The organism is Gimesia maris (assembly GCF_008298035.1).
Taxonomy (GTDB): domain Bacteria; phylum Planctomycetota; class Planctomycetia; order Planctomycetales; family Planctomycetaceae; genus Gimesia; species Gimesia maris.
Genome location: NZ_CP042910.1, coordinates 7,646,058 through 7,658,076 on the forward strand (window position 1 = coordinate 7,646,058; position 12,019 = coordinate 7,658,076).

Here is a 12,019-nt window from a genome sequence, read left to right on the forward strand (position 1 = left end):
ATTGTGATATGATGTTCTATTGGATTAAAAAATTTGATTCCAATGAACTCTACTTCGATCCTGTATGATCAGACAGTTTTCCGATCAAGATATTTTTTCCACAGTTCAACCTTCAGGTAACCAAGAAGGCCGAGGTTATGAGTATAGATTCCTACGACCCCTGTCCGTGTAACAGTGGCAAAAAATATAAATTCTGTTGTCATTCCGTAGGTGATGAAATCAGTAAGATTTCACATCTGCATGAAACTCACCAGACAGCAACGGCATTGCAACTGCTGGATCGACTCAAAAAAAATCATCCAGATCAGCCTTTAAGCTTCATCACTGAAGCCCAGATTCTGATGGCAGAACGACGGTTTGAAGACGCAATTGCCCCTTTAATTCAATGCCTTGAACACGACCCGAATCATCCAGCCGCCCATTCTCTACTGGCAACATCTTCCTTCCTGGCTTACGGCTATAAGCATTCCCAAAAAACAATTTACACGGCGTTTCAGAAATGTGCAGCCGTAGATGTCAGCCTCGCAACTCCACTGGCTATCAGTATTGCCATCGCACTGCAAATGCGCGGATACTATCTGGCAGCACGCGAGCATTTTGCCCTGGCAATGCGGGTTGCCTCGCAGGAATACCAGCAGAACCTGTTCATGAATCTTCTGGAATTTGATGGCGATGATCAAATTCCCTACCAGTTCCGGGGCGTTCATATTCTGGAGCGATGTGGTCTTGAAGATTCAGAGCAAAAAGCCACATTTGAAAAAGCCCAACGTCTGGCAAATCTTGGCTGCTATCGCTCTGCAGCCGGACTTTTTAAACAACTGGCGGAAGCTACTGGAGAGGTCACGCTCTGGAAAAATGCAGCCTTCTGCTATGCCTGGGCAACAGATGAAGTCAAAGCCGCTGAATTGTTTCATCAGGCAGGCAGTCTTGAAACAGATTTTGCCGAAGCCGTTGAACTGGAAACGCTGGCGCAATTACTCGACCTCAACAACACAGCGGATGTGGTCAATTCCATTGAAAAAATATTTGAAGTGGAATCTATTTCCCGCTTTCTGACTCTGCTGGAGCAGCATCCTCAGATATTACGCGGGAACGTACCTCCTCCGCAGGAACAGAATCCGGACGAAAACAGCCCGATTGCCTACTTCCAGATCACCAATATTCCCGTCGATGCCGAATCGAAGGGGGAAAATATTACGCTCGAAAATGTCCCAACCGTCATTGGCGATATTGATGTCTTCGATGCTGATCGACAAATCGGGCAGCCCGCGCTGATTCATCTTTATGCGTATGAAGGCGATCAACGAACCCTCGCAGAGAATATTTTTGACGAAGCATTGGGTGATCAAGGCAAAACGGACTGTGGTTTAAAAGTGGTAGAACGCGACAGCGAAGAAACCGGGAACCCGCTTTCTCCCATCCCCACAGAACAATGGCCCCTCTTTTTCCGCTGGAGCTTTCCTCAAAAAATGCCGATTCTCAAACGGCGGGAACTGGAAGCACTGCAGTGGAAAATACTCCTCTCGGAAACCTGGCCAAATACAAAACTGGCTGGTCTGAACGGGAAAACTCCCAAAGAAGCTGCATCCGATGAAAATTTAAACATTGCTTTGACAGCCGCTGCTTATGTTCTTGATGCGCAAACCCTGTCGCTGGGTCATTTCCTGGACTTCTCAGAACTCGATCCAGAACTGGGCCTGTCTGAGCTTCCTCATCTTGAAGTAAATGAGTCGTCTCATTTTAACACCTGTTCCTCAATGACACAAAACCGGATTCCGGTGAAATCGCTCAGCAATTCGCAGCTGATGTATATTTTCAATCGTGCCCTGCTCATTCGACATCCCCGATTTCTGTATGATGTTTTGATCGAAGTACTCAATCGTGACGAATGTAAAAAAGAAGTGGATCTGGATCGAGTCTACACAACACTGACAGAGATCTGTCATAAAAAAAATCAACGAGAGGAAATGCTGACCTGGATCAAAAAAGGACAGGAGCATTCGCAGTCACAACCCAATAAAGCATTTGAAAATGAGATGCAGTGGAAAATGCGCGAACTTTCCTTTCGTCTGGAAGACACTTCTGATCCCGAGCTTTCTGATTTCATGAAAGAAATCTGGGATAAATATGGCAAAAAGACACCTCAGATTAAAGAGTACCTCATGGCCTTTGCTCAAGCGTTTGAGCTGGATCTTCCCTGGATGTCGGGCGCTTCGCTTCTGGATGCAGGTGATTTCGGTGGAAATGCTTCGGGCGAAGGGATCTGGTCACCCGGTGATGCCGCTCCTGACTCTGATGCTGGACAGAAACTCTGGATTCCCGGACAATCCTGAACAGTATCGAACCAAATCCGATATGAGTTGATCAATTCGAATACTTTAACAATCGAATCGGCCCCCTGCAGGAAAGTGTGTCAGACTGTGGATCCTATCAGAGTGTTTTCCAGTCCAGAAGAAGTCATGCATCGCGCCCTGGAGTTGGCTCGACGTGGCACAGGTTCTGTCGAGCCAAATCCTGCAGTCGGATCGATTATTGTCGATCACAGTCTCAAGCTCATTGGTGAAGGTTACCATCAGCAATGTGGAGGCCCCCATGCAGAAATCCATGCGCTGAATATGGCTGGTGAGCAGTCTCAGGGTAAAACCATTTATGTCACGCTTGAACCCTGTTGTCATCAGGGTAAAACCGGCCCCTGTTCTCAAGCACTGATCCGGGCCGGAATCAAGAAAGTTGTAATTGCAATGCGTGATCCCGCCCCTCACGTTGACGGTGGTGGCATTGAAGAACTGAAACAGGCTGGAATCGAAGTCGAAGTTGGTCTGCTTGAATCTGAAGCGCAGGCTCTGGTCCGCCCATTCGTAAAACGAGTGACACAGGGTTTGCCCTGGATCCACGCCAAGTGGGCCATGACACTGGATGGGAAAATTGCCACGCGGACTGGCCATTCGCAGTGGATCTCGAATCCGCGTTCAAGGGAACGGGTACATGAATTGCGAGGCCGCATGGATGCAATTATGGTCGGTCAAAGAACCGCAACAGCTGATGATCCGCTGCTGACGGCGCGCCCGCCCGGAAAAAGAATACCTGCCCGTATTGTTATTGATTCACAGGCGCGGCTTTCAGTTCAATCCCAACTGGTTCAGACCGTCGCTGAGGCGCCTGTAATTGTGGTAGCACATCCTTCCGCTTCTCAAAAAAAGATTCTCCAACTCGAACAGGCAGGAGTGGAAGTTTTGCAGTTTTCCAACTGCACCAGTGAAAATGAGAGTCAACCCAACCTGCGACTCTGCATGCAGGAACTGGCTCGAAGGGATATGACAAATATTCTGGTGGAAGGAGGAGGCAGTTTGCTGGGCTCCTGCTTTGATCAAAGGCTCATTGATGAAGTGCATGTATTCATCGCACCGAAGATTATTGGCGGAGCAGAAGCAGTAACACCCATCGCAGGTAAAGGGCTGGAAATGATTCCCGAATTACATAACCTGCAAGATTATCAGATCCAGCAATTGGATTCAGACATTTATGTGAATGGACGGGTGGAACACCACACATGAATGGTGCCAGCCAGTCGATTTAATGCAGCGAACGTGAGAGTGTATCCAGCAGTGTTCGTAACTCAGGTCGTTGTCTGATGACTCCCACCAATGCGTACTTGCTTAGATTGCTGCCATACATCTGCCGATTCAGAGTCGGTCGAACTTCATTTTTAAAATAGCGATCCTGGCGTAACCGAATGGCAGCATAGCTGGCAGCCATTGCCACCAGACCCAGCCCCAGATCAATATACCAGCCACCCCAGCCAAGATTAAATGCCTCATGGATCACAACACAGATCCAGAACCAGGCGAGAATGGAGAGCCAGACAGGGCGGGCAACCAACGCATTCAGGCGCTCATTTGCATGGACGAGATGACCATAAAATTCGGGACTCGCCATTTCATCAAGAGGACGCTCTTTTTGAAAATTCTCGCAGATCAATTCGCCATGATTGCGCGAAACAATCACAGATTCTCCCTCCTCTGGAAGAAAATCAGCAATATATTCCAGTTCCTCAAAGGGTGAACTCATTCCGTGCCCCTTAAACTCATTTCCACTGGTAGTGGAGTTACAAATTAATATATACATCTTAACCTGAAACACAGTCCGCTGTGCCAGAAGAAAGAATCTGTTCAAAACGATCGAATGACTTCTATTATTTTATCTAAATCATTCTCAACGACAATAGGTCCGTTGGAAAAAGGAGCTGTATTCACCCCATGACTCGACAGTTTTTCATCCATATGTTCATCGGTTGCTGAATGATAGGCGACAGTAGCATTTGGATCTTTCAGCTGATGTCCTGTTAAAATACAGACGACGCGATCACTGGCAGCAATCAATCCTTCGCTTTTCAGCAGTTTTGCTCCGGCGACGCTGGCGGCACTTGCCGGTTCACATCCCAATCCACCTGCCCCCACCTGCGCTTTCGCATCCAGAATCTGCTGATCATCCACTTCACGAACAACTCCATCACAGATATCCAGGGCGCGTAAAGCTTTGGAGAAATTCACTGGCCGGTTAATTTCAATCGCACTGGCTAATGTTGAGGCACGGCGATTTTCTTTATCCATTTGTGTGAAATAATCTGTTGATTGATCGCGTTCATAATTACCACCATTCCAGCGCAGGCCGTGTTGTTCATACAGTTGATAAAGGGTGTTGGCTCCCTGAGCATTGATGATCGCCAGCCGGGGAATGCGATCGATTAACCCCAGCTGTTTCAGTTCCATAAATGCTTTACCGAAGGCACTTGAGTTACCAAGATTTCCGCCCGGTACTACGATCCAGTCTGGTACTTCCCAGTTCAGACTTTCGAGTACACGAAACATAATCGACTTCTGGCCTTCCAGTCGAAATGGATTCACGCTGTTACAGAGGTAAATCCCTTCCTGAGTACAAACTTCACGCACCCGGGCCAGCGCGTCATCAAAGTCTCCCTGAATCTGAACTGTCTTAGCACCGAAGTCGAGTGCCTGCGATAATTTTCCAAATGCAATTTTACCACTGCCGACGAATACGACGACTTTGAATTTCTGAGCGACGCTGGAATAGATCGCCAGTGAAGCACTGGTATTACCTGTCGAAGCACATGCGGCAACCTTTGCTCCTACCATAACAGCGTGTGTAGAAGCGGCAGTCATCCCGTTATCTTTGAAGCTGCCTGAGGGATTCAGACCTTCGTACTGCAGATATAAGCTGTCTTCATTCAGTCCCGCGTACCGTGCGACTGAAGCCGATGCCTTCAGCATGGTTTGACCTTCGCCGATCGTAATAATCTGATCGTCCTGTGCGAAAGGCAGTAGTTCCCGGAATCTCCAGACGCCACTGAAATCGATGGGATTGTTTCGCTTGCTCCAGCGCTTCTCGAACTCGCGCAGCGACTGAGGCACTGGAACCTGGTCCCAGTGATAAGTCACATCCAGCAATTCACCACATTTAGGACAGCTGGTTAATACTTCGTCCAGGGAATAAGTCGCCTCACAGGCAGGTGAAATGCATTTCTGATAAGCAAGCTCAGTCGATACAGTGGAAATTGTCTTCTCTCCTCAGTTTTAAGACAGGTTCTATAGATTGGTAATAATTTACAGACTTTGGTCTGCTGGCGATATTGTCCTGACCGCAACTACGATTGGCAACAGAAAGCGTCTCGAATCAAACTGTTTTTCCGGGAAGTCCGACTGATTATAAAGAATGTCCCGTATCTCCCATCTTGAAATAATACTTGTAACGTCTTACATTGCTTTGATTAACAACCTTTTCTAATGATCCGTTCATCAAAACCTCAATCAGCAGGCAGTGCATTCATGTTCGAACTTTCTAAGGTACAAGCAGCGTTGGAACAGTTTTCTCTGGATGGCTGGCTGTTGTACGATTTTCGAGGCAGCAATATTCTGGCCCGTAGAATTCTTGATATCCCCAATGAAGCCATGGGGTCACGCCGCTTTTTCTACTTTATTCCCAAATCCGGAGAGCCAGTCAAACTGGTTCATCGTATCGAATCAGAGACCCTCGATCATTTACCGGGTAAGAAAATCATCTACCTCAAATGGCAGGAGCTGGAAGCGGGCATCGAGACAATCTTACGTGAGACCAAACGGGTTGCAATGGAGTACTCTCCGCGGAATGCGAATCCGTATATATCCCGTGTCGATGCAGGTACGGTTGAACTGGTCGGTGAATCAGTTGAGTCCGTCGTTCCCTCGGGTGATCTGGTACAACTTTTTGAAGCAGTCTGGGATCAGGAACAATGGGAGTTGCATCAACGGGCGGGGGTCCATACCGATAAAGCATTCGAAGTTGCCTGGCAATTTATCGCAACAAAAATTAGAGAGCAGGGGAGTGTAGAAGAGCAAGCAGTATGTGATGTAATCATGCAGCATTTTCATGAGACAGGATTAACAACATATCACCCGCCCATCGTCGCGCGCGAAGCACATAGCGGAGACCCGCATTATGAAACCGGAACCGGCAAGGAAACCTTGATTAGAGAAGGACAGTTCGTTCTGATCGATCTGTGGGCTAAACTGGATGTCCCGCGTGGTGTTTACAGTGATATGACCCGTGTAGGATTTACCGGCAAAACAGTCCCCGAACAATACACGCAAGTTTTCAAGATTGTGGCAGCAGCACGCGATGCGGGGATTTCGCTGATAGAAAAGTCGTTTCAATCAAAGGCCCCCCTGCAAGGCTGGGAAGTGGATCAGGCGTGTCGTGAGGTGATTGAAGATGCCGGCTACGGTGAATACTTTGTGCATCGAACCGGTCACAGCATCGGGCAGGAAACACATGGGAACGGAGCCAATATGGATAACCTGGAAACTCATGAAGAGCGCCTGGTTTTACCACAAACCTGTTTCTCAATTGAACCGGGAATCTATCTCCCGGAGTTTGGAGTGCGCAGCGAAATCAATGTATTCATTGACGAACAACATCAGGTGCATGTGACTGCAGGAGAACGTCAGACAGAGATCCTGCCGATTTTGGCAGAGTATTAAAGTCAGGTTTTAAAAGATACTGACAGTTGTAACGTCTCCAAGTCTATCTGGATGAGATATGACAGAGTTGGAGACGCAATTGTTCCCTTGAATGAGTTTTTGGCTGGAGTCCCGAGCAACTGGGATTACTCCTGATCGATGCGTAACATCTCATCCAGAATGACGGGGTGCCAGAGATCGTCGCGCTGCGATACTTCAATGTAGTTCTTTCTTGCCCAGGTGCGCAGCCTCATCTCCTCTATAGCATCGACTGATAGTCTGTCTGCTTCTTCTGCCGAAAAAGGAATTGTAGCTGAAATACCCAACGGTCTTCTCCTCACGCTAAAAGTTTTGAGAATGAAACTCGGCGAACCAGCTTCCTGCAGCCGCGCGACCCAATTTGTTAAAGAACAACCCTGAACTCTCTCTGGATGATTCCTGGCAAGGATTTTCAAGCGAGTGAGAGAGCTGATTCAGGTCTCTGGTGAAAATATCACTCCTGATATTAATCACGAGAATTGACAAATATTGTAACTTATACGGTGTAAATTCAAGTCGAAAATAGACCAGTAAAACGATAAATGACCGAAGAGCAGGGCCTGACTAGAGTTAGAGTTTCACTCAATCTGCAGGCCGGAACCGGTTTTTTGCCAATGTCCGCGTTATTTCTCTAACATGACATCGACAGTAGTCCCCATTGGAAATTCGGGCCAGAGAGGTCCGGCGGGTGCAACATAAACCAGAATGATACTTTCAGTGGAACCAGGCTGTAGAATTGCCTGCTCTGAAATCCTCTGGATGGTACCTTTCCCTTTCAAATTACCTGAAAACATGATTTTGACTTCTTTCCCCTCGTCAAACAGGCTGATTTTCCGGGAAGGTACTTCGACGACCAGGTGGGGATGCTCTTTATCAAAGAGTTCCACAATCGGGGTCCCTTTCTTAACAGGATCCCCTTTTTCACAGGCAAAGATTCCAACAGTTCCATATCTGCCGGCTTTCAGCTGTAAAGCATCTCGCTGTGATTCCAGTTGTTTCAATTCCTGTTTTACGCGATCCAGACGGTTTTTAATGACTTCCACTCCCATGGCAACACGAATTTGAGCTGGGAGTTTCCGCTGAATTGCTTTCAACTCTTCCATCTGATCTTCACAAAGCTTGACGCGTGCCGCAAAAACTTCAGCTGAATTCCGGGCAGACTCCTGCCGCAGCATCGCTGTGATTCTATTTTCATCAGGCAACCGGCTTTCATACACCAGTGAGCGAAAGACATCCTCATTTGACCCGTTACTCGAAATGGAATCGTAATCTTGCAGGAAATCCTGCCAGGCCAGATTGGTTATCTGATGAATATATTTTTCTTTGAGATACTGAGAGGATTTCAACTTCGCATTAAAGACATCTGACTCGATTTCTTTATTACGTAAAGCCAGTTCGACTTCGCTTTTCGCCTTCGACTGTTCCAGCTCAGACTCCAGCATCACCAGTTCCTGCTGTTTCGACTTCCAGCTCTTCTCAAGGTTTCTGTCATACAGCGTCAAAATAGTTTCTCCGCTGGAAACCGTTTGGCCTTCCTGGACATAAATTTCCTGAATGATAGCGTCGTTATTCGCTGTGATGATGGTCTTAGGGGCCTGCAATGAACCCACATAGGTTTCCACTCGAGCGCCACGCACCCACTGGGCACAAAGAATTCCACCCGCTAGAGCTATGAATAATATGAAAATCGCCCGAACTCCAAATGTCGATTGGTGCTCGTGCAAATGGTCCTGTACCTGATAGTCATCTAATAATTCAGAAGGCATTTCTGGCTGTCCTACAATCATCCAGATTCATTCAATCATCCCGCATGCGTGACATAACACGCCTTTAATCGAATCGGATGCCGAACGACCAGAATTTACCTCAAAACCAGCAAAATCCACACACCCCCGCAGTTAGCTGTTAAACTTTAACGCTTACGAAGTCTGACTCTCTCTGCACTTTCCCAGGAAATATTCCTATGTACACTTTTTGAAATTCTTACCAGAGTTGCTTCAAGCGTTCGCATTTATGAAATTCTTCCGATAGGATGGTTCTCAAGTCGAGCTTAGCTGTCCGGAAATTCCACTCAATCGGGCCGCATCTGATGCGTGAACAAATTACTGCCCACCGATTTCAACAGTGAAAGAAAGTGAAACCAATTTCATGAAGCCGATTGTACAAATCTCGCTGGATCTGACTAACATTGAAGAGGCTTTGGAGACGGCGGCGATGGCAATGAGAGCCGGAGTTGACTGGTTGGAAGCAGGCACCCCCTTGATCCTTGCAGAGGGTCTGAATTGTGTGAGAGAACTGCGCAGAAATTTTCCGGAAACACCCATCGTTGCGGATCTCAAAACAATGGACGGCGGCTATCTGGAAGCGGAAATGATGGCCCAAGCCGGAGCAACTCATGTAGTCGTCATGTCGCGCGCACACGAAGAAACCATTCACTGTGTCGTGCAGGCAGGAAAAGATCATGGCGTAAAAGTGATGGGCGACAATCTGGCAGATGATATGGTTCACGCTGCCAGAAGATTGGAAGATCTGGGCTGTGACTTTGTGATTCACCATGTCGGCTACGATGAACGTCGCGGGATTGCTGCTCGGGGCGAACGGATGCCTAGCCCTCTCGATCAACTGAAAGAAGTTGTCGCAGCTGTCAGCGTTCCAGTACAGGCCGTTGGTGGTCTTTCCCTGGAACAGGCGATCCAGACGCCCGAGTATGGTGCACCACTCGTTGTGCTGGGAGCCCCACTGACCATTGACGCAGATTCATTCAAAACAGCGAGTGGTAACCTGGAAGACTCGTTAAGACTGATTTGTGAAAAAGTACACGCATACGGTGACATCGCCATCGGAGGTCAAAAATGAATCAGACTGAATTAACGCAAACAGCTGTCGTCAACTATGCCCCGGAAGCCAATTCCGTTGAACTGCAGGAGATCCCCGTACCGGAAATCGGCCCGGACGAAGTACTGCTGGAAGTCGCCGCGGTTGGTGTCTGCGGCAGCGACCTGCATCAGTGGACGGCAGATCACAGCTGGCCTGTGAATTATCCGGTGGTACTCGGACATGAATTTGCCGGCAAGATTTTCAAAACAGGTGGTCTTATTCAAAACTGGTCCGAGGGAGATCGTGTTGTGAGTGAGACGGCAGCAATTATCGATCCTGACAACCCGCTGTCTCGTGAAGGCCGCTATAATCTGGATCCCACCCGTAAAGGATTCGGTTATGGAGTAAACGGCGCCATGACCAGTTTTGTACGAGTACCCGCACGTTGCCTGCATCGCGTTCCCGATAGTTTACCACTGGAAAAAGCGGCCCTTACCGAACCCTGTTGTGTCGCCTTCAATGCAGTTGTGATGAACGGTGAAATTCAACCCGGCGATCGCATCGTGGTTTTCGGTCCAGGACCTATAGGCTTACTCTGTGCTGCCATGGCGCGGCTGCAGGGAGCTGAAGTCGCCGTAGTCGGACTTGAGCGTGATAAGGAACGCCTCGAAATTGCTGAGCGATCTTATGGATGTCAGCCAGTCATCGAAGGACTTGACGACTGGGCTTACGAAGTAGACGGACTGGGAGTCAATGGCGTTGTCGATGCCGCCGGTGTATCAGTCACGTTGAAAAAGTCGCTGGAAATTGTCCGTCCAGGTGGCTGGATCAGCAAGGTGGGCTGGGGACCACAACCTTTAGGGTTCTCTCTTGATCCGCTCGTACAGAAAAATATTCGACTGCAAGGCAGCTTCAGCCATAACTGGCCGATCTGGGAGCGAGTGATTCGCCTGTTGACCACAGGTCAGTTGAATATCGAACCAATTATCGGTGGAACCTGGTCTCTCAGTGAATGGCATACGGCTTTTGAAACCATGCACTCAGGTGAGATTGTGAAAGCCGTCCTGACACCGTAAAGTTGATCGCTGCAACTGTTGAAGATCATTTTGATTAAAAAAGCACTATAACCTGGTGGAATCTTAGATGCCAAAACTCGCTGCATTTCCCAAAGCCTTTATGGACGAACTATGCCTTTCAGGAGAGATCACACTACACCAGTGGATTGATCTGGCAGCCACTCTTGATATTGACGGGCTGGAGTTCTACGCCGGCTTTCTGGAAATGAAAGACAGGAATTTCTGGCCGGAAGCCAAAAAGATGGCCAGCGATCAGGGACTGGAAATTCCCATGATGTGTTGTTCACCCGACTTTACACACCCTGATGAGGCGTTTCGGAACGAACAGATCGAGCGTGAAAAGTTCTGGATGGAAATGACGGCAGCACTCGGTGGAAAATATTGTCGAGTGCTTTCTGGTCAACGCAGGCCTGAAGTTTCCCGGGAAGAGGGGATACAATATGCCGTCTCATCGATCGAAGCCTGTCTTCCACTGGCAGAAGAACTGGGACTGACTCTGATTATTGAAAACCACTACAAAGACAACTACTGGGATTATCCGGAATTTGCACAGATGGCAGATGTCTTCTGTGATCTGGTATCCCGAATCGATTCGCCATTTTTCGGCGTCAACTATGACCCCAGTAACACAATCCTGGCGGGAGAAGATCCACTGGAACTGCTGGAACGGATAAAACACCGGGTGGTCACAATGCATGCCAGCGACCGATATCTGACCGAGGGAACGATTGAAGACCTGCGCAAGGAAGAAAACAGCCTGGGTTACGCCAGTCGACTCAGTCATGGAGTGATTGGAAAAGGACTCAATGATTATGACACCATCTTCTCACAACTGAAACAGGTTGGTTTCGACAGCTGGGTCAGCATCGAAGATGGAGTCAACGGAATGGAAGATTTAGAGGAAAGTGTGGCTTTTCTCAGGGCAAAAATAACTCAATATTGGCCTTAAAACAGCTTCATCAGCATAAAATGAAGATCTGGAAATATAGATAAAGTGACTGGTCTTGCAGGGAGTGGGACGTGCAGATAGCATATATACAAATGCTCGCTACCTGAACCATTCCGGATTTTTAA

10 protein-coding genes are annotated in these 12,019 nt (G+C 48.0%); 6 read left to right on the top strand and 4 right to left on the bottom strand.

Annotated features, from left to right (window positions below):
- The first annotated feature begins 137 nt into the window (after positions 1-137).
- A complete protein-coding gene (locus GmarT_RS29665) occupies positions 138-2,333 on the top strand; it encodes an SEC-C metal-binding domain-containing protein (RefSeq protein ID WP_002645093.1) in 2,196 nt (731 codons plus the stop codon).
- Between the two features lie 87 nt (positions 2,334-2,420).
- Positions 2,421-3,554: a bifunctional diaminohydroxyphosphoribosylaminopyrimidine deaminase/5-amino-6-(5-phosphoribosylamino)uracil reductase RibD gene (gene ribD / locus GmarT_RS28600; protein ID WP_002645092.1), complete on the top strand. Its 1,134-nt coding sequence runs from the start codon at positions 2,421-2,423 to the stop codon at positions 3,552-3,554.
- A gap of 19 nt (positions 3,555-3,573) precedes the next feature.
- Here ribD and GmarT_RS28605 read toward each other — a convergent pair whose 3' ends face one another.
- Both GmarT_RS28605 and thrC read right to left on the bottom strand, forming a co-directional pair.
- Positions 3,574-4,068, bottom strand: coding sequence for a hypothetical protein (locus GmarT_RS28605; RefSeq protein ID WP_002645091.1), 495 nt, complete (start codon positions 4,066-4,068; stop codon positions 3,574-3,576).
- 101 nt (positions 4,069-4,169) lie between these two features.
- The gene (gene thrC, locus GmarT_RS28610) at positions 4,170-5,573 is read right to left on the bottom strand and encodes a threonine synthase (protein WP_044236843.1); all 1,404 of its coding nucleotides are present in this window, start codon (positions 5,571-5,573) and stop codon (positions 4,170-4,172) included.
- Between the two features lie 270 nt (positions 5,574-5,843).
- Between thrC and GmarT_RS28615 the strand changes: the two genes are divergently transcribed.
- The gene (locus GmarT_RS28615; protein WP_002645089.1) at positions 5,844-7,034 is read left to right on the top strand and encodes a M24 family metallopeptidase; all 1,191 of its coding nucleotides are present in this window, start codon (positions 5,844-5,846) and stop codon (positions 7,032-7,034) included.
- Positions 7,035-7,159: 125 nt separating this feature from the next.
- Here GmarT_RS28615 and GmarT_RS28620 read toward each other — a convergent pair whose 3' ends face one another.
- Positions 7,160-7,339, bottom strand: a complete 180-nt coding sequence (locus GmarT_RS28620) for a hypothetical protein (protein WP_149303545.1) — start codon at positions 7,337-7,339, stop codon at positions 7,160-7,162.
- Positions 7,340-7,675: 336 nt separating this feature from the next.
- Positions 7,676-8,818, bottom strand: coding sequence for an HlyD family secretion protein (locus GmarT_RS28625; protein WP_157158916.1), 1,143 nt, complete (start codon positions 8,816-8,818; stop codon positions 7,676-7,678).
- Between the two features lie 382 nt (positions 8,819-9,200).
- Here GmarT_RS28625 and GmarT_RS28630 point away from each other — a divergent pair, with 382 nt between their 5' ends.
- The 3 genes from GmarT_RS28630 (at position 9,201) to GmarT_RS28640 (ending at position 11,894) form a co-directional block, all read left to right on the top strand.
- On the top strand, positions 9,201-9,908 hold the full coding sequence (locus GmarT_RS28630; protein WP_002645086.1) for an orotidine 5'-phosphate decarboxylase / HUMPS family protein: 708 nt from the start codon (positions 9,201-9,203) through the stop codon (positions 9,906-9,908).
- Positions 9,905-10,945, top strand: a complete 1,041-nt coding sequence (locus tag GmarT_RS28635; RefSeq protein ID WP_002645085.1) for a zinc-binding dehydrogenase — start codon at positions 9,905-9,907, stop codon at positions 10,943-10,945. Before GmarT_RS28630 ends, GmarT_RS28635 begins: the two co-directional genes overlap by 4 nt.
- A gap of 67 nt (positions 10,946-11,012) precedes the next feature.
- Positions 11,013-11,894, top strand: a complete 882-nt coding sequence (locus tag GmarT_RS28640; RefSeq protein ID WP_002645084.1) for a sugar phosphate isomerase/epimerase family protein — start codon at positions 11,013-11,015, stop codon at positions 11,892-11,894.
- The last annotated feature ends 125 nt before the right edge of the window (positions 11,895-12,019 follow it).